The 25049-nt window shown below is 71.9% G+C and carries 25 protein-coding genes; 7 read left to right on the forward strand and 18 right to left on the reverse strand.

Annotation, left to right across the window (positions count from 1 at the left end; all coding sequences use genetic code 11):
* Positions 1-9: 9 nt before the first annotated feature.
* From yajC to pdxT, 6 genes are all read right to left on the reverse strand, one after another.
* The gene (gene yajC / locus KLO01_RS13260; RefSeq protein ID WP_147065878.1) at positions 10-339 is read right to left on the reverse strand and encodes a preprotein translocase subunit YajC; all 330 of its coding nucleotides are present in this window, start codon (positions 337-339) and stop codon (positions 10-12) included.
* 370 nt (positions 340-709) lie between these two features.
* Positions 710-1897, reverse strand: coding sequence for a Holliday junction branch migration DNA helicase RuvB (ruvB, locus tag KLO01_RS13265; RefSeq protein ID WP_246136207.1), 1188 nt, complete (start codon positions 1895-1897; stop codon positions 710-712).
* Between the two features lie 11 nt (positions 1898-1908).
* On the reverse strand, positions 1909-2514 hold the full coding sequence (gene ruvA, locus KLO01_RS13270; protein ID WP_147065879.1) for a Holliday junction branch migration protein RuvA: 606 nt from the start codon (positions 2512-2514) through the stop codon (positions 1909-1911).
* Positions 2511-3023, reverse strand: coding sequence for a crossover junction endodeoxyribonuclease RuvC (gene ruvC / locus KLO01_RS13275; protein WP_186828048.1), 513 nt, complete (start codon positions 3021-3023; stop codon positions 2511-2513). The genes ruvA and ruvC overlap by 4 nt, the downstream gene beginning before the upstream one ends.
* Positions 3024-3108: 85 nt before the next feature.
* A complete protein-coding gene (locus KLO01_RS13280) occupies positions 3109-3867 on the reverse strand; it encodes a YebC/PmpR family DNA-binding transcriptional regulator (RefSeq protein WP_147065881.1) in 759 nt (252 codons plus the stop codon).
* A 147-nt stretch (positions 3868-4014) separates the two neighbouring features.
* Positions 4015-4617 (reverse strand): pyridoxal 5'-phosphate synthase glutaminase subunit PdxT, encoded by a 603-nt coding sequence (gene pdxT / locus KLO01_RS13285; protein ID WP_147065883.1) that lies wholly within the window; start codon positions 4615-4617, stop codon positions 4015-4017.
* Positions 4618-4685: 68 nt separating this feature from the next.
* On the opposite strand from pdxT, the gene KLO01_RS13290 reads away from it, so the two are divergent.
* Genes KLO01_RS13290 through KLO01_RS13305 form a run of 4 tightly spaced genes read left to right on the forward strand, consistent with a single transcriptional unit; the run spans position 4686 to position 9666 of the window.
* Complete coding sequence (locus tag KLO01_RS13290) at positions 4686-5213, forward strand: GNAT family N-acetyltransferase (protein WP_246136208.1); 528 nt, start codon at positions 4686-4688, stop codon at positions 5211-5213.
* Entirely contained in the window at positions 5210-6469 is a 1260-nt protein-coding gene (locus KLO01_RS13295; protein WP_147065885.1) for a kynureninase, read from the forward strand. The genes KLO01_RS13290 and KLO01_RS13295 overlap by 4 nt, the downstream gene beginning before the upstream one ends.
* An 18-nt stretch (positions 6470-6487) precedes the next feature.
* Complete coding sequence (locus KLO01_RS13300) at positions 6488-8776, forward strand: FdhF/YdeP family oxidoreductase (protein WP_147065887.1); 2289 nt, start codon at positions 6488-6490, stop codon at positions 8774-8776.
* The gene (locus KLO01_RS13305; protein ID WP_147065889.1) at positions 8776-9666 is read left to right on the forward strand and encodes a formate dehydrogenase accessory sulfurtransferase FdhD; all 891 of its coding nucleotides are present in this window, start codon (positions 8776-8778) and stop codon (positions 9664-9666) included. The genes KLO01_RS13300 and KLO01_RS13305 overlap by 1 nt, the downstream gene beginning before the upstream one ends.
* 133 nt (positions 9667-9799) lie before the next feature.
* Here KLO01_RS13305 and KLO01_RS13310 read toward each other — a convergent pair whose 3' ends face one another.
* The 9 genes from KLO01_RS13310 to thrS form a co-directional block, all read right to left on the reverse strand.
* Entirely contained in the window at positions 9800-10369 is a 570-nt protein-coding gene (locus tag KLO01_RS13310; RefSeq protein ID WP_147065891.1) for a hypothetical protein, read from the reverse strand.
* A 141-nt stretch (positions 10370-10510) separates the two neighbouring features.
* The gene (gene pdxS / locus KLO01_RS13315) at positions 10511-11434 is read right to left on the reverse strand and encodes a pyridoxal 5'-phosphate synthase lyase subunit PdxS (RefSeq protein WP_147065892.1); all 924 of its coding nucleotides are present in this window, start codon (positions 11432-11434) and stop codon (positions 10511-10513) included.
* Positions 11435-11455: 21 nt separating this feature from the next.
* On the reverse strand, positions 11456-12049 hold the full coding sequence (locus tag KLO01_RS13320) for a LemA family protein (protein ID WP_186828049.1): 594 nt from the start codon (positions 12047-12049) through the stop codon (positions 11456-11458).
* Entirely contained in the window at positions 12049-13239 is a 1191-nt protein-coding gene (locus KLO01_RS13325) for a glycosyltransferase family 4 protein (RefSeq protein WP_147065897.1), read from the reverse strand. The genes KLO01_RS13320 and KLO01_RS13325 overlap by 1 nt, the downstream gene beginning before the upstream one ends.
* Positions 13236-14186 carry a phosphatidylinositol mannoside acyltransferase gene (locus KLO01_RS13330; protein WP_147065899.1) on the reverse strand — a complete coding sequence of 317 codons (951 nt, stop codon included), beginning with the start codon at positions 14184-14186 and terminating at the stop codon, positions 13236-13238. Before KLO01_RS13330 ends, KLO01_RS13325 begins: the two co-directional genes overlap by 4 nt.
* Positions 14183-14824, reverse strand: a complete 642-nt coding sequence (gene pgsA / locus KLO01_RS13335) for a phosphatidylinositol phosphate synthase (protein WP_147065901.1) — start codon at positions 14822-14824, stop codon at positions 14183-14185. The genes KLO01_RS13330 and pgsA overlap by 4 nt, the downstream gene beginning before the upstream one ends.
* 26 nt (positions 14825-14850) lie before the next feature.
* Complete coding sequence (locus KLO01_RS13340) at positions 14851-15417, reverse strand: HIT family protein (RefSeq protein WP_147065902.1); 567 nt, start codon at positions 15415-15417, stop codon at positions 14851-14853.
* 252 nt (positions 15418-15669) lie between these two features.
* The gene (locus KLO01_RS13345) at positions 15670-16167 is read right to left on the reverse strand and encodes a GNAT family N-acetyltransferase (protein WP_186828050.1); all 498 of its coding nucleotides are present in this window, start codon (positions 16165-16167) and stop codon (positions 15670-15672) included.
* A 25-nt stretch (positions 16168-16192) separates the two neighbouring features.
* Complete coding sequence (thrS, locus tag KLO01_RS13350; protein ID WP_147065905.1) at positions 16193-18178, reverse strand: threonine--tRNA ligase; 1986 nt, start codon at positions 18176-18178, stop codon at positions 16193-16195.
* A 166-nt stretch (positions 18179-18344) separates the two neighbouring features.
* Here thrS and KLO01_RS13355 point away from each other — a divergent pair, with 166 nt between their 5' ends.
* The 3 genes from KLO01_RS13355 (at position 18345) to KLO01_RS13365 (ending at position 21442) form a co-directional block, all read left to right on the forward strand.
* Positions 18345-18674 (forward strand): putative quinol monooxygenase, encoded by a 330-nt coding sequence (locus KLO01_RS13355; protein WP_147065907.1) that lies wholly within the window; start codon positions 18345-18347, stop codon positions 18672-18674.
* A gap of 74 nt (positions 18675-18748) precedes the next feature.
* Positions 18749-19501, forward strand: coding sequence for a GNAT family N-acetyltransferase (locus KLO01_RS13360; RefSeq protein WP_147065909.1), 753 nt, complete (start codon positions 18749-18751; stop codon positions 19499-19501).
* Between the two features lie 18 nt (positions 19502-19519).
* Complete coding sequence (locus tag KLO01_RS13365) at positions 19520-21442, forward strand: alpha/beta hydrolase family protein (protein WP_246136209.1); 1923 nt, start codon at positions 19520-19522, stop codon at positions 21440-21442.
* An 86-nt stretch (positions 21443-21528) separates the two neighbouring features.
* On the opposite strand, the gene KLO01_RS13370 is transcribed toward KLO01_RS13365, so the two are convergent.
* From KLO01_RS13370 to KLO01_RS13380, 3 genes are read right to left on the reverse strand one after another with little or no spacing between them, the layout of a single operon-like run.
* On the reverse strand, positions 21529-22386 hold the full coding sequence (locus KLO01_RS13370) for a MaoC/PaaZ C-terminal domain-containing protein (RefSeq protein ID WP_147065912.1): 858 nt from the start codon (positions 22384-22386) through the stop codon (positions 21529-21531).
* Positions 22386-23723, reverse strand: coding sequence for a 3-oxoacyl-ACP reductase (locus tag KLO01_RS13375; RefSeq protein WP_147065914.1), 1338 nt, complete (start codon positions 23721-23723; stop codon positions 22386-22388). Before KLO01_RS13375 ends, KLO01_RS13370 begins: the two co-directional genes overlap by 1 nt.
* Before the next feature lie 3 nt (positions 23724-23726).
* A complete protein-coding gene (locus KLO01_RS13380) occupies positions 23727-25016 on the reverse strand; it encodes an acetyl-CoA C-acetyltransferase (protein WP_147065916.1) in 1290 nt (429 codons plus the stop codon).
* Positions 25017-25049 lie beyond the last annotated feature (33 nt).

The raw sequence follows: 25049 nt of genomic DNA on the forward strand, positions 1-25049 counted from the left end.
CGCGCCATGTCAGTCGACCTCGGGGGTGGTGTCGGGGTCGCGCGGCGTCACGTCGGCGCCAGCGGGGTGCTCGGCGCCCGGCTGCTTCATGCCGACGGCGCGACGGTCGACGGTGACCTGGACGCCGGGGGCGATCTCGAGGGTCACCACCGCGTCGTCGAGCGTGAGGATCGTGCCGTAGAGGCCCGAGGTCAGGACGACCGCGTCGCCCACGGCCAGGCCCGACTGGAAGGTCTGGACCTCACGCCCGCGCTTGCGCTGGGTGAACATGAGGAACGCCAGCAGCAACAGCGGCAGGGCGAGCACGAGCAGGTTGCCGAAGCCGGCACCGGAATTCATGAGAGTCCTTCGAGTGTGGGTGCGGGCCCTCGTCGGGGCCGGGCGCGTCAGCCGCCCGGACGAGGCCGGGCAACCGGGTCAGCATAGGTGACGTGGTCACTCTCGCCAACGCGTGACACTCCCCCGTGGTGCCCGCTCCGGCACCTATCCGCGCGGAGACGTGTCTTTGCTCCCGACCACGACGCAAAGACACCCCCATTTGCTGCGCGATCCCGACGCAACCCGCGGTTGCGTCACCAGCGGGAGCGAATGGGGGTGTCTTTGCTCCGGCAGGTGGGGCAAAGACACGTCCCGGGTGGGCACGTTCCGCGTCCGCCGAGAGGACGGCCGAAGGCGGGTCGCACAACGACGACCCCCGTATGCCGTGTGCTCAGCCGCCGAGGCGTCCGGGCCCCTCGTTGAGCGGGAGGGCGTCCTGGGTCGCGAGGTCGCGTGGTGGCGTGAGGCCGAGGTGCGCCCAGGCCTTGGGTGCAGCAGCACGGCCGCGCGGCGTGCGCACCATGAACCCCTCGCGCACGAGGTAGGGCTCGGCCACGGTCTCGACGGTGTCGGACTCCTCGCCGACCGCGATGGCCAGCGTCGAGAGCCCCACGGGTCCGCCGCCGAACCGGCGGCAGAGCGCGTCGAGCACGGCGCGGTCGAGACGGTCGAGCCCCGCGTCGTCGACGTCGAACAGGCGCAGCGCCTGGTGTGCCGCCTCGAGGTCGACGTGGCCCGACCCGTGCACCTGGGCCCAGTCCCGGACCCGTCGCAGCAGTCGGTTGGCGATTCGGGGTGTGCCGCGGGAGCGGCCGGCGATCTCGCTGATCCCGGACTCGTCGGCGTCGACGCCGAGCAGCCCGGCGGAGCGGCGCAGGATCGTCGTGAGGTCGCTCGCGTCGTAGTAGTCGAGGTGCCCAGTGAAGCCGAAGCGGTCCCGCAGCGGTGCGGGCAGCAGGCCCGAGCGCGTCGTCGCACCCACGACGGTGAACGGCGGGAGCTCGAGCGGGATCGCCGTCGCACCCGGACCCTTGCCGACGATGACGTCGACCCGGAAGTCCTCCATGGCGAGGTAGAGCATCTCCTCGGCCGACCGGGACATGCGGTGGATCTCGTCGAGGAAGAGCACCTCGCCCTCGTCGAGCGAGGACAGCACCGCCGCGAGGTCGCCGGCGTGCTGGATCGCGGGGCCCGACGTGATCCGGATCGGGCGCTCGAGCTCGGCCGCGACGATGAGGGCGAGCGTCGTCTTGCCCAGCCCGGGCGGACCGGACAGCAGGATGTGGTCGGGCACGCTCCCCCGGCGCCTCGCCGCCTCGAGGACGAGCGAGAGCTGGTCGCGCACACGGGTCTGACCCGGGAACTCCGACAGCCGCTTGGGCCGCAGGGCAGCCTCGACGACGCGCTCGTCGTCGCTGTCGGCCCCGGCGTCGACGATCCTCGCGGTGGCGTCGAGCGAACCGTCGCCGTAGCGACTCAACTCGTCCACCTCACCTGCGTCGGTGGCCTCGACGATGTCGGACCGGAAGCCGCGCACGCTCCCGCCCAGGTCGTCCTCGCTCGTGGCGGTCGGTCTCATCGCTGCACCCGTCATCGGCCGAGCTCACGCAGGGCCATGCGCAGCAGCGCGGCCACGGAGGCGTCGGGGTCGGCGGAGGAGGAGACGGTGGAGACGGCGTCGGCGGCCTGCTTGCTCGACCAGCCGAGACCGACGAGGGCCTCGGCCACCTGGTCGCGACGCGCGTCGCCGGTGGGGGCCGTCGCGGTCGCGACGTCGGCACCGGCCGGACCGGACGGCATACCGACCTTGTCCTTGAGCTCGAGGACCAGACGCTCGGCGCTCTTCTTGCCCACGCCGGGGATCTTGGTCAGGGTCGCGAGGTCACCGGCACGCAGCGCCGCGCTGACCTCGTCGGGGGTGAGCACCGAGAGCATGGCCAGCGCCAGGCGGGGACCGACGCCCGACACGGTCTGGACCGTCTCGAACATGTCCCGCTCGCCCGCCGACCCGAACCCGAAGAGGGTGAGCGAGTCCTCGCGCACGACGAGCGTCGTCGACACCGTGACCTCGGCGCCGGTGCGCAGGTCGGCCGCCGTGCGCGGCGTCGTGTGGACGAGCATCCCGACTCCCCCGACCTCGACGACGAGACGGTCGAGACCGACGTGGGCCAGGCGGCCCGACAGCGAGGCGATCATCGGGCACCCGCCTTGGCGAGGGCCTCGAGCCGAGCGGTCGCCGCGCCGCGCCAGAGGTGGCAGATCGCCAGGGCGAGCGCGTCGGCGGCATCGGCCGGCTTGGGCGGCGAGGCGAGCTTGAGGATGCGGGTCACCATCATCGTCACCTGGGCCTTGTCGGCGCGGCCGGAGCCCGTGACCGAGGCCTTGACCTCAGTGGGGGTGTGGAAGACGACGGGGATGTCACGCTTGCCGGCGGTGAGCAGGGCGATGGCGGTGGCGTGTGCGGTGTTCATGACCTGGGTGACGTTGGTGTCGGCGAAGACGCGCTCGACGGCGACGACGTCGGGCTCGAACCGGTCGAGCCACCCGTCGAGCTCACGCTCGAGGAACATGAGCCGCTGCGAGGCCTCGGCATCAGAGGGGGTGCGCACGACGCCCACCGCGACCATCGTGGCCCGGCCGGCGCGCCCGTCGACGACGCCGAGCCCGCACCGGGTGAGGCCGGGATCCATGCCGAGAACGCGCACGCGCGCCGCCTTCCAAGAGAACCGAACAGGTGTTCGGTGCCACGCTACACAGCGTGACGGAGGGCGGCGCGCAGCAACACGCAGGTCACTCCTCGTCGTTGAGCTCCGCGAGGACGTCATCGGGGATGTCGCCGTTGGCGAAGACGTCCTGGACGTCGTCGGAGTCCTCGAGGGCCTCGATGACGCGGATCATCTTCTTGGCGCCGTCGAGGTCGAGCGGCACCTGGAGGTTCGGGACCCACGAGGCCTCGGCCGAGTCGTAGTCGATGCCGGCGTCCTGGATGGCCTTGCGGACGGCGACGAAGTCGGTGGCCTCGGAGATGATCTCGAAGGACTCGCCGAGGTCGTTGACCTCGTCGGCGCCGGCCTCGAGCACGACCTCGAGGATGTCGTCCTCGGTCTTGTCGCCCTTGGGCACGACGACGACGCCCTTGCGGTCGAAGATGTAGGCCACCGAGCCGGGGTCACCGAGCTGGCCGCCGTTGCGGGTCAGCGCGGTGCGCACCTCGGCGGCGGCGCGGTTGCGGTTGTCGGTGAGGCACTCGATGAGGATGGCGACACCACCGGGCGCGTAGCCCTCGTAGGTGATGGTCTCCCAGTCGGCGCCGCCGGCCGTGGCGCCCGAGCCGCGCTTGACCGCGTTGTCGATGTTGTTGTTGGGCACCGAGCTCTTCTTGGCCTTCTGGATGGCGTCGTAGAGCGTCGGGTTGCCGGTGACGTCGCCGCCGCCGGTGCGGGCCGCGACCTCGATGTTCTTGATGAGCTTGGCGAAGAGCTTGCCGCGCTTGGCGTCGATGGCGGCCTTCTTGTGCTTCGTGGTCGCCCATTTGGAGTGGCCGGACAAGGTGTCTCCTCGTGCTGTGAACGTGCAGGACTCGGCGTCGATCCTATGTCGTATGCCGTGGAGTCCCGTCGCGACGCCCGGCCTCCACCGTGTCCGGCGCGCCGACGGCATACCCACTGCCCTGCCGGACGCACGGGGTGTGACGGGTCAGGCGCGGCGGACGACGTCGGCGAAGAAGGCGTGGACGCGGTGGTCGCCGGTGACCTCGGGGTGGAAGCTCGTGGCGAGGAGGTTGCCCTGGCGGACGGCGACGGGGTGGTCGGCTCCCCCGACGTGCACGCTGGCGAGGACCTGGACGCCCTCGCCCACCTCCTCGACCCACGGGGCGCGGATGAACACGGCGCGCACCGGCTCGGGGCCGAGCTCGCGGATGCGCAGGTCGTCCTCGAAGGAGTGGACCTGTCGGCCGAACGCATTGCGGCGCACGGTGATGTCGAGACCGCCGAGGGTCTGCTGGTCGCGGTGCCCGTCGAGGATGCGGTCGGCGAGCATGATCATCCCGGCGCAGGACCCGTAGGCCGGCATGCCGGCGCGCAGGCGCTCGACGAGCGGGTCGCGCAGCTCGAAGATGCGGCAGAGCTTGTCCATCGTCGTCGACTCACCGCCGGGGATGACGAGCCCGTCGATCGCCTCGACCTCGCTCGGCCGGCGCACCGCGATGGCGTCCGCACCGGCTGACTCGAGGGCGCGCAGGTGCTCCCTCACGTCGCCCTGGACGGCGAGGACTCCGATGGTGGGATGCGCCTTCACGCCGGGAATCGTACGGGCCCCCGCGGCCAGGTCGCCGACCCGTCGGTCCCGACGCCTACCGTGAGGGCGTGACCGTGACGATCCGCGAACGCCAACCCGACGACCTGCCCGTGCTCGTCACCCTCCTCGGCGAGCAGCAGCCGGCGACGTCCTACCCGCAGCGGTGGCCGCTCCCCTATCCCGCCGAGGAGTTCATCGTCCGGCCGGGCGAGCTGGCGGCGTGGGTGGCGCTGGACGACGGCGAGGTCGTGGGCCACGTCTCCGTCACCGCGCTCACCGACGGCCGGATGGCCGCCGACTGGGTCGAGGCGACCGGGCTCCCGTCCGACGGCGTGGCCGAGGTGTCCGTGCTCTTCGTCGCGGGTGGGCGCCACGGCGCCGGCATCGGAGGGATGCTTCTCGACACGGCGATGGCCGAGATCCGCGGGCGCGGCCTGACGCCGATGCTCGACGTGGTCGGCGAGGACACGAGCGCCGGCCTGTTCTACCGGCGTCGTGGCTGGCGCACCGTCGGTCGGGCCCGGCCGCCCTGGCTCCCGGACCACCGGCCCGACCTCGCGTTCATGCTCCTCGAGGATGAGAGGCTCGAACCATGAGCGACACCGCAACGACGCCCTCCTCGCCGGACACCCTGCGAGCCCGCGCGGCCGAGCTCGACGCCGCCCACGCCTCCACCGACCGGCGCGACGCCTTCCTCCTGCCCGAGGGAGTCATCTACCTCGACGGCAACTCGCTCGGCGCCCTGTCGGTCGCTGCCCGCGATGCCACGGCCAACGCCGTCTCGCGCCAGTGGGGCGAGCAGCTCATCCGCGCCTGGAACGAGTCGTCGTGGTGGTCCGCGCCCGAACGCGTGGGCGACCGCATCGCCGAGCTCGTGGGCGCCCCCGCCGGCTCGGTCGTCGTCGGCGACTCGACGACCGTCAGCCTCTACAAGGCCGTGCACTCCGCCGCCCGGCTGCGGCCCGGACGCTCCGTCGTCCTCACCGACCCCGATTCCTTTCCCACCGACGTCCACGTCACGCGCGGCGTCTGCGACCAGCTCGGGCTGACGCTCGAGCTCGTGTCGCCCGGTGACGCCGTCGCGCGGCTCGACGGCAGCGACGACGTCGCGCTCGCGTCGTACTCGCAGGTCGACTACCGCACCGGCGAGCTGTGGGACCTCGCCGCGATCACCTCGGCGGCCCACGACGCCGGCGCGCTCGCGTGCTGGGACCTGTGCCACTCGGCGGGCGTCGTCGAGGTGGGCCTCACCGCCGGAGGGGCCGACTTCGCGGTGGGGTGCGGCTACAAGTACCTCAGCGGCGGCCCCGGCGCCCCGGCCTTCATCTTCGTCGCGCCCGAGCACATCGCCGCCTTCACCAACCCGATCCTCGGCTGGAACGGCCACGCGACGCCCTTCGCGATGTCGCCCGAGCACGTGCCCGCCGACGGCATCACCCGGGCCCGCGTCGGGACTCCCCCGGTGCTCGGGATCGCCGCGCTGGAAGGTGCGCTCACGGCATACGACGGGTTGGACGTCGCGGACGTGCGACGACGCTCGCTGTCGCTCACCGCGTTCTTTGTCGAATGCCTCGACGGTCTCGGCATCGACCTGCCGGTCGTCACGCCTCGCGACGAGTCGCGCGGCTCGCAGGTCAGCCTGCGGCACCCCGACGCGTATGCCGTGGTGCAGGCGCTCATCGCGCGTGGCGTCATCGGGGACTTCCGTGAGCCCGACATCGTGCGGCTCGGGTTCGCCCCGCTCTACCTGTCGCACGCCGACGTGCTCGCGGCGGCCGTCCACCTGCGCGACGTGGTCGACGGGCGCGAGTTCGAGCGCGCCGAGTTCGCGACGCGTGCGGCTGTCACCTGACCGGGAGAGGATGGAGTCATGGGACGCAAGGCACCGCTGGAGGACGTCGGCGACACCGACCTCGAGGTCGAGGGCCGACGGACGACCGCCGCCGGCGTGCCCGCCGTCGGCCGGGCGATGCGGATCTCGGTCGAGCAGATGGGCACGGTCCGCACCGCACGCACCCTGCTGCGGCTCAACCAGGACAAGGGTTTCGACTGCCCGGGGTGTGCCTGGCCGGACCCGGCTCCGGGCGCGCGCCACGTCGCCGAGTTCTGCGAGAACGGCGCCAAGGCCGTGGCCGAGGAGGCGACCCTGCGCCGGGTCACCCCGGAGTTCTTCGCCGAGCACTCGATCGAGTCCTTGAGGGAGCGGTCCGACCACTGGCTCGGACAGCAGGGCCGGCTCACGACGCCGATGCACAAGCCCGAGGGGGCGGCGCACTACGAGCCGGTGACGTGGGAGCGAGCGCTCGGGATCGTCGCCCGTCACCTGCGCGAGCTCGACGACCCCGACGAGGCGATCTTCTACACCTCCGGTCGCACGAGCAACGAGGCGGCGTTCGTCTACCAGCTGTTCGTGCGTGAGCTCGGCACCAACAACCTGCCGGACTGCTCCAACATGTGCCACGAGTCCAGCGGCACGGCGCTGCTCGAGACGATCGGCATCGGCAAGGGCACGGTGACGCTCGACGACCTCACCTCGGCGGACCTCATCCTCATTGCCGGCCAGAACCCGGGCACCAACCACCCGCGGATGCTGTCGACGCTGGAGCAGGCCAAGGGCAACGGCGCGCGGATCGTCTCGATCAACCCGCTCCCCGAGGCCGGGCTCATGACGTTCCGCAACCCGCAGACCGTGCGCGGTGTCGTCGGCACGGGTACCCCGCTCGCCGACCGCCACCTCGGCGTCCGGCTCGGCGGCGACCAAGCGCTCTTCCAGGCCGTGGGCCACCTGCTCATCGAGCGTGGTGCGGTCGACGAGGCGTTCGTCGCGGAGCACACGACGGGCTTCGAGGCGTATGCCGCGGCGCGCGCCTCCGTGGACTGGCCGACGACGGTGGCCGCCACCGGCCTCACCGAGGCGGAGATCCGCGCGCTCGCCGACGACGTCGCCGCTGCCTCACGCGTCGTCGTCTGCTGGGCCATGGGGATCACCCAGCACCGGCACGCGGTCGCGACGATCCAGGACATGCTCAACGTGCTGCTGCTCGGCGGGCACATCGGGCGCGAGGGTGCGGGGGTGTGCCCCGTGCGGGGCCACTCCAACGTCCAGGGTGACCGCACCATGGGGATCTTCGAGCGGCCCGCCGCCGGGTTCCTCGACTCGCTCGACGCCGAGTTCGGGATCCGTGCCCCACGCGAGCACGGCGTCGACGCGGTCGACACGGTCCGGGCGCTGCGGGACGGGCGGGCCAAGGTCTTCTTCGCGATGGGTGGCAACTTCGTGCGGGCCATGTCCGACTCCGACGTCACGGAGTCGGCGCTCGAGACGGCCGAGCTCACCTGCCACGTCTCGACCAAGCTCAACCGCTCGCACACCGTGACCGGGCGGGAGGCGCTCATCCTGCCGACGCTCGGCCGCACCGAGCGCGACGACCAGCTCGCCGGTGAGCAGGTCGTGACCGTCGAGGACTCGATGGCGATGGTCCACGCCTCGCGCGGGCGGTTGGCGCCTGCCAGCGACACCCTGCTCAGCGAGGTCGCCATCGTCTGCGAGCTCGCGCGTCGGACCCTGCCCGAGTCGCGGGTGGACTGGTCCGGGCTGCGCGGCGACTACCGCCGGATCCGTGGCCACATCTCGCGTGTCGTGCCGGGGTTCGACCGGTTCGAGGAGCGCATCGCCGAGCCCGGCGGCTTCCAGCTTCCGATCCCGCCCCGCCAGCGTGAGTTCCAGGTCGACGGCGGCCGGGCGAGGTTCACCGTGCACCCGCTCGAGTACCCCGCGTGCCCCCCGGGCCGGCTGCTGCTCCAGACCGTCCGCAGCCACGACCAGTACAACACCACGATCTACGGCCTCGACGACCACTACCGCGGCGTCAAGGGCGGGCGTCGCGTCGTCTTCGTCAACCCTGCTGACCTCGCCGACCTCGGGCTCGTCGACGGGCAGGTCGTCGACATCGTGTCCGAGTGGCGCGGTCTCGACGGTGAGGCCGACCTGACCGAGCGGCGGGCCGAGGAGTTCCGGGTCGTCGGGTACCCGACGGCGCGAGGCTGCGCCGCCGCCTACTTCCCCGAGACCAACGTGCTCGTCCCGCTCGACTCGACCGCCCGGGGCAGCAACACGCCCACGTCGAAGTCGGTCGTCGTCCGGCTCGAGGCCCGCTGATGGGCCGGGTCACGTCGCGCCACAAGGTCGTGCGGATCGACCTCGGCGGCGAGGCCACGCGCTCGATCGACACGGTCGCCGGCGAGGAGCCGCTCGAGATCCGGGTCAACGGCTCGACCTTCACCGTGACGATGCGCACGCCGGGGAACGACGTCGACCTGGCCCACGGGCTGCTGCGCGCCGAGGGCGTCATCTCCCGCCGTGAGGACGTCCTCGGGGCGCGGTTCTGCTCCGACCTCGACACCCTCAACGTGCTCAACCTCGACGTCCCGGGCCGTGGCGCCGAGCTCGCCGTGACCTCCACCCGCAACCTGGCCGCGCTCGGCGGGTGCGGGCTGTGCGGCACCACCGCCGTGGACGCGGTCGACGCCGTCGTCGCGCGCCGACCCCCGGAGATCGTGTGGGAAGCGGCGACGGTGGTCGCTGCGCTGGACGACCTGAGGTCGCGACAGACCGTCTTTGCCAAGACCGGTGGGGTGCATGGTGCCGGGCTCGCCGTCGCTGCGTCCGATACGCCCGGCGCGTCCGATGCGTCCGGTGCGTCCGGTGCGGGCGGCGAGGCGGTGCAGGACGCGCAGGGTGCGGAGCCGTTCGCACGTCTGGACCTGGTGCGCGAGGACATCGGACGGCACAACGCCGTCGACAAGGTGCTCGGTGCCGCGCTCGTCACTGGCGTCGCGACTGAGGGCGCGCTGCTCGTCGTGTCGAGCCGGGCGAGCTTCGAGATCGTGCAGAAGGCTGCGGTGTCGGGCGTCTCCGTGCTGGCGTGCGTCTCGGCGCCGTCGTCGTTGGCGATCGAGGCCGCCGACCGGCTCGGCGTCACGCTGGTGGCGTTCGCTCGCGAGCGGCGGATGAACCTCTACACCCACTCGCACCGCATCCCGCACTGACGAGATGGCACCAGCGGCGCTCAACGTGGCCGCCGGCGCAGCCCTGGGTGCGCCGGTGACGTGGCTCTGCGCCGGTGGGCACGTGCACCGTGCACGCCGCCGGCGCCGGCCAACTCACCCGCCCGGTTGTGGCTCAGCCGGGGTCGATCTGCGCCCCGGCCCGGTGGAGCAACCAGAGCAGCTCGTCCGCGTGACGGCGCTGGCCCGCGTTGCGCAGGTCGTTGCCCAGGGGGATCTCGATGGGCTCGGTGCTCACCGAGAGGTTGAGCCGTCCTGTCTGCTCCGAGTCGATCCACACCTCGGCCTGCGAGAACACGCTGTGCAACCCGGCCCTCAGGTGGGTGACGGGGACCAGCCAGGTCGGCGTCGCGACCCCGGCCACGTGGAAGCCGAGCCAGCCGTTCTCCAGGTGCACGACCCCGCTCGTCCCGTCCTGCTCGCGGTGGCCCTGAGGGGTGACCCGGGCGTTCCACTGGCCCACGGGGCTCACCCCCACCGGTGACGCGAGGCGTCCCGCGGCCCATGCCCCCGACGACGTCGTCGTCAGCGGCACCCGGGGTACCCGCGAGCGGACGTAGAGCGCGAGCAGGCCCAGTCCGACGACGACGGGCAGCAGGGTGCCGAAGAGGCCGACCCCGCCGAAGAGCCACTCGGCCGGGTGGGGCAGCGAGACCCCGTCGAACTCGGTGTCCAGCGTCGTCATGGGCAGAGGGTAGCGGCGAGCCGACCACGGTTCCGGCGTTTGGACGACTCCGGGGAAACGGCGACCGCCGCCGCCTCCCGGAAGGGACGGCGACGGCGGTCGACGAGGTCGCGGGGGCGGTCCTGTTCGGACCGCCCGTGCTCACCAGCCGCGCTCGGACAGGCGGTGCGGCTCGGGGATCTCGTCGACGTTGAGACCGACCATGGCCTCGCCGAGACCGCGGGACACCTTGGCGATGACGTCGGGGTCGTCGTGGAAGGTCGTCGCCTTGACGATCGCCTCGGCGCGCTCGGCCGGGTTGCCGGACTTGAAGATGCCCGAGCCCACGAAGACACCCTCTGCGCCGAGCTGCATCATCATCGCGGCGTCGGCCGGGGTGGCGATGCCACCGGCGGTGAAGAGCACGACGGGGAGCTTGCCGGCCTGCGCGACCTCCTTGACGAGGTCGAACGGCGCCTGCAGCTCCTTGGCCGCGACGTAGAGCTCGTCCTCGGGCATCCCGTGGAGCCGGGAGATCTCGGCGCGGATCTTGCGCATGTGGGTCGTGGCGTTGGAGACGTCGCCCGTGCCGGCCTCGCCCTTGGAGCGGATCATCGCCGCGCCCTCGGTGATGCGGCGCAGCGCCTCGCCGAGGTTGGTCGCGCCACAGACGAAGGGAACGGTGAAGTTCCACTTGTCGATGTGGTTGGTGTAGTCGGCCGGGGTGAGGACCTCGGACTCGTCGATGTAGTCGACACCGAGCGACTGGAGGACCTGGGCCTCGACGAAGTGGCCGATGCGGGCCTTGGCCATGACCGGGATGGAGACGGCGTCGATGATGCCGTCGATCATGTCGGGGTCGGACATGCGGGACACGCCACCCTGGGCCCGGATGTCGGCGGGGACACGCTCGAGGGCCATGACGGCGACGGCGCCGGCCTCCTCGGCGATCTTGGCCTGCTCGGCGTTGACGACGTCCATGATGACGCCGCCCTTGAGCATCTCGGCCATGCCGCGCTTCACCCGGTCGGTACCGGTGTGGGAGGTGGTCCGGGAGGCAGCGGCGGGGGTGGTGGTCTCACTCATGCGCGCAAGTGTAGGACCGGCTCAGTCGACCACTGCAGGGGGAAGGTCGTCGTCGAAGTCGACGGGGTGCGGGAGGGCTGCGTGACCTGCCAGGCGGAACACCCGCACCACCGCCTTGCCGCGCACGCGACGCACCTCACGGACCGCGTCGTTGTGGAACCGGCGGGCCAGCTGCACCCGCAGGGCGGTCGACTCGACCCGCGCCAGACTCAGTGCCCCCGGGCCGTCGGCGTCGGTGCGCAGCTCCTCGACGGTCTCGGCCGTGAGCACCGCCCGCAGCGCTTCGGTGAGGTTGGTCTCGGTCCCCTCACGCCCCGCGAAGGTCTGGCCGTCGAGCGGGTCGTGGCTCAGCGGCTGGTGGGTGTGACGCTCGAGCGCCTCGCTGGCGGCGTCGGCGAGCAGGAGCGACGTGGCCGGGTCGACCGCCCCGCTCGTCGCGAGCTCGAGACTGGCCTCGGCCCGCCGCACGAGCTGGGCGTCGAGAGCCGACACGGCACCCTCGACCTTGGCGTGGAGCCGGTCGAGGCGCGAGGCGGAGTACGAGAGGTACCAGGCGGCTCCGAGGACCACGAGCGCGATGATCGTCGCGACCTGGAGGATGTCGATGTCGCTCATCAGGCTTCACCTCTCGTCGGCCAGCGCAGACGGCCCAACAGCCCGCCACGCACCAGGGACTCGGTCGGGGAGTTGTCGGCGCCCTCGATGACGGTCTCGTAGACGGCCATGACCCGCTGGGCCACGACGTTCCAGTCGAACGAGCGCGCCCGCCGCAGCCCGAGGTCGCGCAGCCGGTGCCGCTCGCCCGGGTGTCGCACGAGCTCGATGACCGCGCGGGCCAGGGCCTCGCTGTCCCCCACGGGGAAGGTCAGACCGGCAGGGCCGTCGCCGAGGACGGCCACGAACGCCTCGAGGTCGCTCGCGAGCACGGGCGCACCGGCGGCCATCGCCTCGACGAGGACGATCCCGAAGCTCTCTCCTCCCGTGTGCGGCGCGACGTAGAGGTCGGCCGAGCGCAGCAGCGCCACCTTGTCGTCCTCGGAGACCGCACCGAGGAACTCGGTGGCGGCCCGCACGCGAGGGTCGAGGGCCGCAGCGATCTCGTCGACCTCTCCCGGACCGGCGACGACGAGCCGGGCACCGGGCAGGGCGTCGAGGATGTGGGGCATCGCCGCCACGACGACGGCCAGGCCCTTGCGGGGCTCGTCGATCCGGCCCAGGAACGCCAGGGTCGGGCGCTCGGGCGTGCCTGACCACCGCGTCGTCGCCCCGTCAGGGGTGAACCGGCTCGTGTCGACGCCGTTGGGGATGATGTAGGCGTCGCCGCCGAGGTGACGGCGCACCGTCTGCCGTGCCTCCTCGGAGACCGCGATGCGGGCCCGGATCTTCTCGGTCGAGGGGCGCAGCAGCGGGTTGGCCGCGTGCATCGCCCGGGAGCGCAGGTTGGCCGTGTGGAACGTCGCGACCACCGGCTCGGACGACGCCCACAGCGCCATGAGTGAGGCGCTCGGCGTGATCGGCTCGTGCAGGTGCAGCACGTCGAAGTCACCGTCCTCGAGCCACCGGCTCACCCGCGACGACGTGACGGGCCCGAAGGTCAGTCGCGCCACGGAGCCGTTGTAGCGCACCGGGACCGCGCGGCCGCACGACGTGACGTATGCCGGAAGGTCGGCTTCGGGGTCGTCGACCGGCGCGAGGACGCGGACCTCGTGGCCCTCGGCGAGGAAGAACTCGGCGAGGTCGCGCACGTGGAACTGCACACCCCCGGGCACGTCGAAGGCGTAGGGGCAGACGAGGCCGATCCTCATGACGCACCCGCCCGGGCGAGGCGCTCGAGGTCGAGGTCCTTGGTGAAGACCGGCTGGAGCATGTGCCAGTCCGCGGTGGAGGTGCGCACGGTCTCGCCGAGGGCGTCGGCGCAGGACTGGGTCATGGCGGCGACCTTCTCGCGGGTGGTGCCCGACTGCGGGACGGCCACGGCGTCGTGGAAGGTGATGACGATCCCCCAGCCGTGGCCTCGTCGCTCGTGCCGGATCGAGACCGGGTGGAGCGGTCGGCGACCGGCGAGGGCGAGGGCGGCGGGCCCCGCGGCCATCCGCGCGGGCTCGCCGCAGAACACGACCTCGACCCCGTCGCGCGAGAGGTCGCGGTCGGACAGCAGCGGGATGAGCCCGCGCTCGCGGGCGGCCTCGCGCAGCAACGGGAAGGGCGGTGGCCCGCCGGTGAGCGGGTGGATCGTCATGCCGAGCCCGGTGCGGAACTCGAGGAACTCCTCGAAGACCTCCTCGGGCTCGAGGCGCTCGGCCACCGTCGTCACCGGTCCGAGGTGCACGGCCCCCCAGGCACCGGCGAGGTCCCAGTTGCCGAGGTGTCCGAGGAAGCAGACGACCGAGCCCCCGGCGTCGAGCACCTCACGGACGGGCCCGTCGCCCTCGACCCGCACCCGGGCGGCGAGCTCGTCGGACGTGAGTACCGGCAGCCGGAACGCCTCGCAGTAGTAGCGCATGTAGGCGCGCATCCCCTGCCGCACCAGGGTGTCGAGCTCGGCGTCGCCGAGCTCGGGCCGCACCGTGGCGTAGTTGGCGCGCATCCGCGCGCCGCCACCGCGGGCGACGGTGAGGTCGGCGATCCGGTCGAAGAGCGCGTATGCCGTGCGCTCCGGCATACGTCGGATGAGGGACCAGCCGACCCGGAATCCGGCCACGGTCACGACGTCGGTGGCTCGGGAGACCGCGGCTGCGGGGAAGTGGCTCACGCGACGTCGAGGGCCTGCCGGCGGACCTCGAGCATCCGCTGCACGACGGTGATGAAGCTCGCGAGGGCCAGCAGCGCGAGGACGACGGTGAGGAAGATCTCGGGCACGAACCAGCCGACGAACCCCGTGATGACGAGGACGGCGACGAGGCGCTCGGCACGCTCGGCGATGCCGACGTTGGCCGTCATCCCCAGGCCCTCGGCGCGCGCCTTGGCGTAGGACACGACCATGCCCAGGATGAGGCAGGCGAGGGCGAGGGCGGCCATGACCCCGGGCCGCACCTGGAGCCAGCCGTCGGACCGGAGGTGCTGACCCCCGGCGTAGAAGAGGACGAGGCCGCCGAAGATGGACGCGTCGGCCACCCGGTCGAGCGTCGAGTCGAGGAAGGCTCCCCACGTGCTGGACCGCCCCGAGCGGCGGGCCATGATGCCGTCGACGGTGTCGGAGAAGACGAAGGCCGTGATGACGAGGGTCCCGATGAGGAACTCGCCCTGCGGGTAGAAGACCAGCGCGCCGAGGCTGACGCCGAGCGTGCCCACGATCGTCACGACGTCAGGGCTCACCCCGAGCCTGAGCAGGAGCGAGGCGAGCGGGGTGAAGAGCTGGGTGAAGAACGGGCGCGCGTACTTGTTGAGCATGGTGGCGTCAGCCTAGTGGGCGCCGCTCACTCCCCCGGCCAGGCCGCTGCGAGTCGGGAGCGCGCGTCCTCGAGCAGGACGGGCAGCGCCTTGGTCTGCCCGATGACGGGCAGGAAGTTCATGTCGCCGCCCCAGCGCGGGACGATGTGCTGGTGCAGGTGGGCCGCGACGCCGGCCCCGGCGACGTCGCCCTGGTTCATGCCGATGTTGAAGCCCTGCGGGCCGGACGACTCCTGCAGGGCCCGGATCGCCGACTTCGTCAACGAGGTGAACTCGCTGGTCTCGTCGTCGGTGAGGTCGACGTAGAGCGACACGTGCCGGTAGGGGCAGACGAGGACGTGGCCCGGGTTGTAGGGGAAGAGGTTCATGACGACATAGCAGTGCTCACCGCGGTGGACGATGAGGCCGTCCTCGTCGTCGCGCTCGGGCGCGGTGCAGAACGGGCACCCGTCCCCGGCGGCACGCGAGGGCCGCTCCCCCGTGATGTAGGCCATGCGGTGCGGCGTCCAGAGCCTGTCGAACCCGTCCGGGACGCCGACGAGCTCGTGCTCGGCCTCGGTCGGGATGCCGTCTCCGGGGCGCTGGTCGGTCATGCACCGATCCTAGACAGGACCGCTGGCGAGCCCGAGGAGGCCGTCGCGTGGCGTGGGGTTCGTCGCCTGGCGAGGGGTTCGTCACCTGGCGAGGGGGCGCGGCGCCCCGACCCCTGCACCGGAACGCCGAACCCCTTCACCACCTCAGACGGCGCAGCGCGCCCAGAGGTTGTCGCCAGGAGCGAGATTCCCTCGGTCTGTGGAGTTCTGCCGCAGGACGGCCGATCCGTTGGCGCTTGTCGCCAGCCGGGGTCAGGTCTGGTCGGGGCGCTGGTCAGCGCGCTGCTCGACGCGCTCGTCCGCCCGCCACTCCATGAGGCCGTCCGCGGGGGCGCCGAACCCGGCCCGCACGTAGAGCGACCGCGCCCTCGGGGCGGCGTTGAGCTGCACCCGCTGGACGTCGTTCTGCGAGCACCACTCCCGCAGCGCGTCGAGCAGCCGCGCCCCCAGCCCGCCACCACGCGCGTCCGCCGTGACGAAGAGCAGCGAGACGTGCAGCCAGCGCGAGACCGGACGCCGCGAGCTCGGCAGCTTGGTGACCACCGCGGCCGTCACCACACCGAGCGGTCGGCCGTCCACCGCCTCGGCGAGGAGGGTGACCCGGGCCCGGTCGGCGAGCCACGCGTCGGCGAAGGTGTCGAGGAAGCCGGGCGCGACCGCCGCGCCGCACTCGCGGTCGTCCTGCAGTGTCAGCGCCGCGACGGCGAAGGCGTCACGGGGCTCGGCGAGGCGGATCGCGACGTCCTCCACTCGACCCACCTCGCCGACCCCCGGCTCAGACCTGGGCGCGGGACTCGACGGCGGCGAGCACCTCGGCGATGGCGTCGGCGATCGGCACGCCGTTCTTCTGCGAGCCGTCGCGGTAGCGGAACGAGACCGCACCAGCGGCCCGGTCCTCCTCGCCGGCGATGAGGATGAACGGCACCTTGGACTTGCTCGCGTTGCGGATCTTCTTCGGGAACCGGTCGTCGCTCTCGTCGAGTTCGATCCGGATGCCCTTGGCCTTCATCTGCGAGAGGACGTCCCAGAGGTAGTCGTTGTACTCGTCGGCGACGGGGATCGCCAGCACCTGCACGGGGCTGAGCCACACCGGGAACGCGCCGGCGTAGTGCTCGACGAGGACACCGATGAACCGCTCGATCGACCCGAACTTGGCCGAGTGGATCATCACCGGCTGCTGGCGCGAGCCGTCCGAGGCCTGGTACTCGAGGCCGAAGCGCTCGGGCTGGTTGAAGTCGTACTGGATCGTCGACATCTGCCAGGTGCGCCCGATGGCGTCACGTGCCTGCACCGAGATCTTCGGGCCGTAGAACGCCGCACCGCCCGGGTCGGGGACGAGGTCGACGCCGTACTTGCCGGCGGTCTCCTCGAGGACCTTGGTCGCGGTCTCCCACTGCTCCGCCGACCCGATGAACTTGTCGGCCTTCTCGCCGTCCTCGTCACGGGTGGAGAGCTCGAAGTAGTAGTCGTCGAGGCCGAAGTCCCTGAGCAGCCCGGTGACGAAGTCGAGGAGGTGCTCGACCTCGGCAGGTGCCTGCTCGGGGGTGACGTACGAGTGCGAGTCGTCCTGGGTCATCGCGCGCACGCGGGTCAGGCCGTGGACGACGCCGGACTTCTCGTAGCGGTAGACCGACCCGAACTCGAAGAACCGCAGCGGCAGCTCGCGGTAGGAGCGTCCGCGCGACCGGAAGATGAGGTTGTGCATCGGGCAGTTCATCGCCTTGAGGCGGTACTCCGCGTGCTCGAGCTCCATCGGCGGGAACATCGTGTCGGCGTAGTAGGGCAGGTGTCCCGAGGTGTGGAACAGCCCGTCCTTGCTGATGTGCGGGGTGCCGACGTAGTCGAAGCCCTCCTCGATGTGGCGACGGCGGACGTAGTCCTCCATCTCGCGCTTGATGACGCCACCCTTGGGGTGGAAGACGGCCATGCCCGAGCCGATCTCGTCGGGGAACGAGTAGAGGTCGAGCTCGGCGCCGAGCTTGCGGTGGTCGCGCTTCTCGGCCTCGGCCAGCCGGTCGAGGTAGGCCTTGAGGTCGTCCTTGGTCGGCCAGGCGGTGCCGTAGATGCGCTGCAGCTGCGGGTTCTTCTCGGACCCGCGCCAGTAGGCGGCGGCGCTGCGCATGACCTTGAACGCGTTGCCGAGCACCTTGGTGGTGGGCACGTGCGGGCCACGGCACAGGTCGCCCCACGCGCGGGTGCCGTCACGGCGGACGTTGTCGTAGATCGTGAGCTGGGCTCCACCGACCTCGACGTCGGCGCCCTCGGCCTTGTCGCCTGCGGAGCCGCCCTTGAGACCGATGAGCTCGCACTTGTAGGGCTCGTCGCTCAGCTCGGTGAGCGCGTCGTCGTCGCTGATCTCGCGCCGCACGAAGGTCTGGCCCTCGTTGACGATCTTCTGCATGACCTTCTCGAGCGCCTTGAGGTCGTCCGGGGTGAAGGGCTCGGCCACGTCGAAGTCGTAGTAGAAGCCGTCGCGCACGGGCGGCCCGATGCCGAGCTTGGCGTCCGGGTTGACCTGCTGCACGGCCTGGGCGAGGACGTGGGCGGCGCTGTGCCGCAGCACATCCAGCCCGTCCTGCTCCTGCGCCGTCACCGGCTCGACCTCGTCACCGTCGGCGAGGACGTGGGCGAGGTCGCGCAGCTCGCCACCGACCCGGGCGACGAGCACGTCGCGCCGGCCCTCGAAGAGGTCGCCCGCCGTCGTCCCCGGCTCCACCGATCGCTCGTCTCCGGCGACGTGGACACTGATCTGGGATGACACAGGCTTCTCCTGGGGTGGGAACTGCGGAAGGTATGCCGTGTGCGGACGTCCCGACCCGGCATACCGATGCTATCCGCCGGAATTCCACGGGCGCGACGCAGTTCCGGGCGGGCTCGGTAGGCTCGCCGGCGCTGCACGACCCGCGACCGATCGCAGGAGGAACCCGTTGATCTTCATCACCGCACGTTTCCGCGTCCGCCCCGAGCACGCCGACCAGTGGCCCGAGATCTCGCGGGCCTTCACCGAGGCCACCCGCGCCGAGCCGGGCTGCCTGTGGTTCGACTGGTCGCGCAGCCTCGACGACAGCAACGAGTACGTCCTCGTCGAGGCGTTCCGTGACGGCGAGGCCGGTGCGGCACACGTCGGGTCCGAGCACTTCCGCGCCGCCCAGGAGCAGCTGCCGCCGCACCTCGCGGAGACGCCGCGCATCGTCAACGCCACCGTCCCGGGCACCGAGTGGTCCGAGCTCGGCGAGATGGCCGTCGACCGCGACTGAGCCGTCCCCGGCGGGGTGCGTGGACACCGCAAAACCGGGTGCGCCCGAGGTCCTCGCGGCCCTACCGTCGGGGCATGGACCTCGTCGTCGCCAGCCTCGCCGACCGGCCGGACCTCGCACCGCTGCTGCGGACGTTCGAGGACCCCTGGCCCGAGTTCATGAAGTGGGACCCGGTGAGCGACCAGTACTACTCGCGGGCAGCGACGACGTTCGCCGCGTGGACCCTCGTGGCCTGGGACGCCGCCGACCCGGGCCGGCTCGTCGCCAAGTCGCACTCGATCCCGTTCGCGATGGGCGAGGACCTCGGGCGCACCGAGCTGCCTGACGACGGGTGGGACGGCGTCATCGGGTGGGCCTGGTACGACGAGGTCGCCGGCCGCGAGCCCACGCACGTCTCGGCCCTCGAGGTCGCCATCCGGCCGGACCTGCAGGGCACCGGTCTCGCGTCGCGGATGCTGGAGGCCAAGCGGGAGAACGCTGCTCGTCACGGGTTCACCGATCTGGTCGCACCGGTCCGCCCGAGCCGCAAGCACCTCGTCCCGCGCCTCCCCATGGCCGACTACGTCCGGCGGCTGCGCGAGGACGGCCTGCCCGAGGACCCCTGGCTGCGCCTGCACGTCCGCATGGGCGCCGAGGTCGTCGGCGTGTGCCCCCGCGCCATGACGATCTCCGGCACGCTGACGGAGTGGCGTCGCTGGACGGGGCTGCCGTTCGACGAGAGCGGTGATGTCGAGGTGCCGTTCGCGCTCAACCCGGTCCACGTCAGCGTCGAGCACGACCACGCGGTCTACGTCGAGCCGGGTGTCTGGGTGCACCACCGCATCTGACGTCCTAGGTTGTGCGTCATGACCGCTCTGCCCTTCGGCTCCTGGCCCTCGCCCCTGTCCCCCGCCGCCCTCACCGCGGCCACCCGTGGCCTCGACGAGGTCCGGGTCGACGGCGCTGACACCTACTGGCTCGAGTCGCGCCCGTGGGAGGGCGGACGGGTCGCGCTCGTGCGCCACGTCGGCGCGACCGGTGACGTCGAGGACGTGGTCAGCGAGGGCGTCAACGTGCGCTCCCGGGTCCACGAGTACGGCGGCGGTGCGTATGCCGTCCGCTCCGGGACCGTCGTCGTCACGACGATGCCGGACCTGCGCGTGCACGTCGTGACCGGTGACGGCTCGCTGCGGGCGATCACGCCTGAGGGCGGCTTCCGCTACGGCGGGCTCGTGCTCGGCGACGGGTTCGTCCTCGCCGTGCGCGAGGACCACTCCGGTGACGGCGAGCCGGTCAACACGCTCGTGCGCCTCGACCTCGGCGACAACGCCGATGGTGGGCGCGTGCTCTGGGAGGGCTCGGACTTCGTCTCACGTCCGGCGCTGTCGGCCGACGGCTCGCGGGTCGCGGTCGTCACGTGGGACCACCCGAACATGCCGTGGGACACGACGACGCTGCGCCTGGCCGACCTCGACTCTGCGTCCGACGCAGGTGGTGCGGGTGGCGCGGCTGCAGCGGGGCCTCTCGACTGGGTCGTCGTCGCCGGCAACGAGGACGTGTCGGTGGGCCAGCCGCAGTTCGCCGCGGACGGTGCGCTGTGGTTCGCCTCGGACGAGTCGGGATGGTGGAACCTCAAGCGGCACACCGCTTCCGGCGTCGAGGCGGTGCACCGCGTCGAGGCCGACCTCATGACGCCGCAGTGGGTCCTGGGCATGAGGGACTTCGCCTTCCTCGGCGACGGACGAGTGCTCGTCCACTGGTGGGCCCGTGGCGTCGGCCGCCTCGGGGTGCTCGACCCGGCCTCGGGCGAGATCGCCGACGTGGACATCGAGGGCGTGCAGTTCGACCACCTCCAGGCCGTCGGCGACGAGGTCGCCCTGCGCGTCGGCACCCTGTCGGACCTGCCCGTCATCTTCCGCGGCACGTTCGACGGGGCCTTCACGCCGATCAGGCGCAGCCGCGACGAGGGTCTCGACCCGGCATACGCGAGCAGGGCGGAGCCCTGGACCTGGCCGAACAGCAACGGCGACCCGGTCCACGGAGTCTTCCTCGCGCCCACGCACCCCGAGGCCACCGGACCCGAGGGCGAGCTGCCGCCGCTGCTCGTCTTCGTGCACGGCGGGCCGACCTCGGCGACCGAGGCGGGCCTGCAGCTCGCTCGGGCCTTCTGGACGACGCGCGGGTTCGCCGTCCTCGACGTCAACTACTCGGGGAGCACCGGGCACGGCCGGGCCTACCGCGACCGCCTGCTCGGCCAGTGGGGCGTCATCGACATCGACGACGTCGTCACCGGGGCCCGCTCGCTCGCGGAGTACGCCCGGGTCGACGGCAACCGGCTCGCGATCCGCGGGGGCAGCGCCGGTGGCTACACCGTGCTGCGCGCGCTCACGACGAGCGACGCCTTCGCCGCGGGCACGAGCTACTTCGGCGTCGCGGACCTCGAGGCGCTGGCCACGGACACGCACAAATTCGAGTCGCGCTACCTCGACCGGATGGTCGGTCCCTACCCCGAGGCCAAGGACGTCTACGTCGAACGCTCCCCCGTGCACCACGCCGACGAGGTGCAGGGCGCGGTGCTCCTGCTCCAGGGCGGGGCCGACGAGGTCGTGCCGCAGGCGCAGGCCGAGGTGATGGCGGCCGGGATGCGCGCCGCCGGCGAGGAGGTCGAGCTCGTCATCTATCCGGACGAGGGCCACGGCTTCCGCGCGGCGTCGGCGATCGAGGACTCGCTGACCCGCGAGCTCGCCTTCTACGGCCGGGTCCTCGGCTTCACCCCCAACTCCCACTGATTGCCCCGTTGGGCCCTGCCAGCGTGCCGGCACGGACTGCCGAGGCGGCCCAACGGGGCAATCAGTGGGGTAAGGAAGAAGTGGAGTCAGGCCCGGGTATCGAGGGTGAGCACGAGGTGCTCGGTCTCGGGCCTGCGCGTCGCGCGCAGACCCGCCACGACCGGTGACTGCGTGCGGTCGACGACGAGGTCGACCCTGCCCGGCAGCAGCACCGGCTTCTTGAACCACACGTGCGACGTGCTCGGCCCGTTGACCGAGCGGCCGAGCGCGGCGAGCACGCGCGCCGACGTCCACATGCCGTGGGCGATGGCCTTGGGGAACCCCATCGCCTTCGCCGTGAGCGCGTGCAGGTGGATCGGGTTCACGTCACCCGAGACGGCGGCGTACTGCCGGCCGAGGTCGCCGGGTAGCGACCACTGGGCCGCGGCCACGCCCGTGGGGATGGCCGGCGGCTCGGCGCCACGCTCGGCATCGGGGTTGCCCCGGCCGCGCGCGAGGTAGGTCGAACGACCGCTCCACACGGACTCGCCGGCGACGGTGACCTCGGTGACGAGGTCGACCTGACGGCCCTTGGGGTGCTCACGCAGCGCCTCGGCGTGGACGGCCACGTCGAGGACGTCGTCCGCGGTGAGCGTGCGCCGCACGGTGATCGTGTTCTCGACGTGGACGAGGCCCACGAGCGGCAGCGGGAACGCCTTGCGCGCCATGAGCTCGGCCTGGAGCGGGAACCCGAGGATGTGCGGGTAGGTGTGCGGCAGGACGTCGTCGACGCCGAACCCGCACAGCCGCTGGTAGTCCATGAGGTGCGCCCGGTCGACCGCATGACCCGCGAGGACGAGCTCGCTGGTGGGCAGGGTCGAGCCCGACTTCTTGCCGGCCACGGCGGCGCGCACGAAGACCTTGGCCAGGGACGGCGCGGACGAGAACGTCTCCTGCCGGCCCATCAGGCGCCCATGAGCATCTGGCCGCAGACGCGCACGGTGTTGCCCGTGACGGCGCGGTTGGCGTCCCACGCGAAGTAGCCGATGGTCTCGGCGACGTCGACGGGCAGGCCCCCCTGCGACAGCGAGTTCATGAGGCGACCGACCTCGCGCGTGGCGAGCGGAACCTTGGCGGTCATCTCGGTCTCGATGAAGCCCGGCGCGACCGCGTTGACGGTGACGCCCTTGTCGAGGACCCGCTTGTCGGCGGCGAGGGCCGACGTCATGCCGATGACCCCGGCCTTGGAGGCGGCGTAGTTGGTCTGCCCGCGGTTGCCGGCGATGCCCGCGATCGACGACACGTTGACGATGTGCCCGCCGTCGTTGATCGCCGGGACGAGCGCCTCGTTCATCCGCAGGATCGACAGGAGGTTGACCTGGAGCACGGAGTCCCACCGGTCGGCCTCGGTGTTGGCGAGCAGCTTGTCGCGGGTGATCCCGGCGTTGTGCACGACGATGTCGAACCCGCCGTGACGCGCCGCTGCGTGCTCGACGATCTTGGCTCCGGCGTCCTCAGCCGTGACGTCGAGCTGGAGCGCGGTGCCACCGAGACGGTTCGCCACCTCGGCGAGAGGGCCACCGGCCGCGGGAACGTCGACGGCGATGATCGTGGCGCCATCACGAGCCAGGGTCTCGGCGATGGCGGCACCGATGCCGCGCGCGGCGCCCGTGACGACCGCGACCTTGCCGGCGAGGGGCTGGTCCCAGTCGGCCGGGGCGGCGACGTCACCCACCGGCTCGCTGACGTGGAAGACCTGCGCCGAGACGTAGGCCGAACGACCAGAGAGCAGGAAGCGCACGGTGGCGTCGACACCGGCGTCGGCACCCTCGGCGACGAGGACGGTGTTGGCCGTACCGCCGCCGCGCATCTCCTTGCCGATCGACCGGACGATGCCCTCGACGGCGCGGCGGGCCGCAGCCTGGGCGACCGAGGTCGCGGACTCCGGCGGGCGCCCGACGACGATGACACGACCCGTGGGGGCGAGCGTCTTGAGTGCCGGCGAGACGACCGCACGCAGGGTCTCGAGGTCGGCCGGCGTCTCGATCGCGGTGAGGTCGAGGACGACCCCGGCCACCGACGTCGACGGCTGCGAGGCAACCGTGACACCGGCGTCGGCGAGCAGGTGGCGGACCCGCTCGGCGACGGGGGCGTCGCCGTGGCCCGCGACGAGCACCTCGCTCGGGACGAGCGAGCCGCCGAGCTTGTGACGGCGCAGCCGCGAGGGTCGCGGCAGGCCCAGCGTGGTGGCGAGCTGCTTGCCGATGCCACCGCTGACGAACTGTCCGTAGTTGAACGCCATGGGTCAGGCTCCTTCGAGGATCGCGACGACGCCCTGGCCACCGGCGGCGCAGATCGAGATGAGGCCGCGGCTGCCCGGGCCCTTCTCGTGCAGCATCTTGGCGAGCGAGGCGACGATGCGGCCACCGGTGGCCGCGAACGGGTGGCCGGCGGCGAGCGAGCTGCCGTTGACGTTGAGCTTGCTGCGATCGATCGAGCCGAGCGGCTTCTCGAGACCGAGCCGGTCGCGGCAGAAGTCCTCGTCCTCCCAGGCCTTCATCGTCGACAGGACGGTGGACGCGAACGCCTCGTGGATCTCGTAGTAGTCGAAGTCCTGGAGCGAGAGGCCCTGGCGCGCGAGAAGGCGCGGCACGGCATACGCGGGGGCCATGAGCAGGCCCTCGTCGCCGTGGACGTAGTCGACCGCGGCGACCTCGCCGTCGACGAGCCACGCCTGGACGGGGAGGTTGTGCTCGGCGGCCCACTCCTCGCTGCCGAGGAGGACGGCGGAGGCGCCGTCGGTGAGGGGCGTGGAGTTGCCCGCCGTCATCGTCGCGCCCTCGCCCTTGCCGAAGACCGGCTTGAGCTTCGCGAGCTTCTCGACCGTGGAGTCGGCGCGCAGGTTCTGGTCCTTGGCCAGGCCGAGGTAGGACGTCATGAGGTCGTCGAAGAAGCCGCGCTCGTAGGCCGCGGCGAGGTTCTGGTGGCTCAGCGCCGCCAGCTCGTCCTGCGCCTCACGCGTGATGCCCCACTTCTTGGCCGTGATCGCCATGTGCTCGCCCATCGACAGCCCGGTGCGGGGCTCGGTGTTGGCGGGCGTCTCGATGCCGAAGTCGCCGGGCCGGATCCGCAGCGCACTCTTGGCCATGTCGACCGTGGTCTTGGAGCGGTTGATCCGCAGCAGCTTGCGACGCAGCTTCTCGGTCACCATGATCGGCGCGTCCGAGGCGGTGTCGACGCCACCGGCGATTCCCGACTCGATCTGGCCGAGCTTGATCTTGTTGGAGACGAGGAGCGCGTTCTCGAGGCCGGTGCCGCACGCCTGCTGGACGTCGTATGCCGTGGTCTCCGGTGCCAGGCTCGACCCGAGGACCGCTTCGCGCGTCAGGTTGAAGTCGCGGCTGTGCTTGATGACGGCACCGCCGACGACCTCGCCGAGCCGCTCGCCACCGAGCCCGTGACGGGCGACGAGGCCCTCGAGGGCGGCCGTGAACATGTCCTGGTTCGACGCGTTCGCATAGGGCCCGAACTGCCGGGCGAAGGGGATGCGGTTGCCGCCGAGGATCGCGGCGCGGCGGGGACTGGTTGGTGTCACTGGGGACTCCTGAAGGTCTGTCGGAGGGAGGAC

The organism is Knoellia locipacati, assembly GCF_007992835.1.
In the GTDB taxonomy this organism is placed as follows: domain Bacteria; phylum Actinomycetota; class Actinomycetes; order Actinomycetales; family Dermatophilaceae; genus Knoellia; species Knoellia locipacati.

Coding starts and splice junctions, on each gene's coding strand:
- yajC (WP_147065878.1), bottom strand. CDS start 339: ATGAATTCCGGTGCCGGCTTCGGCAACCTGCTCGTGCTCGCCCTGCCG.
- ruvB (WP_246136207.1), bottom strand. CDS start 1,897: ATGAGACCGACCGCCACGAGCGAGGACGACCTGGGCGGGAGCGTGCGC.
- ruvA (WP_147065879.1), bottom strand. CDS start 2,514: ATGATCGCCTCGCTGTCGGGCCGCCTGGCCCACGTCGGTCTCGACCGT.
- KLO01_RS13295 (WP_147065885.1), top strand. CDS start 5,210: ATGAGCGACACCGCAACGACGCCCTCCTCGCCGGACACCCTGCGAGCC.
- KLO01_RS13300 (WP_147065887.1), top strand. CDS start 6,488: ATGGGACGCAAGGCACCGCTGGAGGACGTCGGCGACACCGACCTCGAG.
- KLO01_RS13305 (WP_147065889.1), top strand. CDS start 8,776: ATGGGCCGGGTCACGTCGCGCCACAAGGTCGTGCGGATCGACCTCGGC.
- KLO01_RS13310 (WP_147065891.1), bottom strand. CDS start 10,369: ATGACGACGCTGGACACCGAGTTCGACGGGGTCTCGCTGCCCCACCCG.
- pdxS (WP_147065892.1), bottom strand. CDS start 11,434: ATGAGTGAGACCACCACCCCCGCCGCTGCCTCCCGGACCACCTCCCAC.
- KLO01_RS13320 (WP_186828049.1), bottom strand. CDS start 12,049: ATGAGCGACATCGACATCCTCCAGGTCGCGACGATCATCGCGCTCGTG.
- KLO01_RS13325 (WP_147065897.1), bottom strand. CDS start 13,239: ATGAGGATCGGCCTCGTCTGCCCCTACGCCTTCGACGTGCCCGGGGGT.
- pgsA (WP_147065901.1), bottom strand. CDS start 14,824: ATGCTCAACAAGTACGCGCGCCCGTTCTTCACCCAGCTCTTCACCCCG.
- KLO01_RS13340 (WP_147065902.1), bottom strand. CDS start 15,417: ATGACCGACCAGCGCCCCGGAGACGGCATCCCGACCGAGGCCGAGCAC.
- KLO01_RS13360 (WP_147065909.1), top strand. CDS start 18,749: ATGGACCTCGTCGTCGCCAGCCTCGCCGACCGGCCGGACCTCGCACCG.
- KLO01_RS13365 (WP_246136209.1), top strand. CDS start 19,520: ATGACCGCTCTGCCCTTCGGCTCCTGGCCCTCGCCCCTGTCCCCCGCC.
- KLO01_RS13370 (WP_147065912.1), bottom strand. CDS start 22,386: ATGGGCCGGCAGGAGACGTTCTCGTCCGCGCCGTCCCTGGCCAAGGTC.
- KLO01_RS13375 (WP_147065914.1), bottom strand. CDS start 23,723: ATGGCGTTCAACTACGGACAGTTCGTCAGCGGTGGCATCGGCAAGCAG.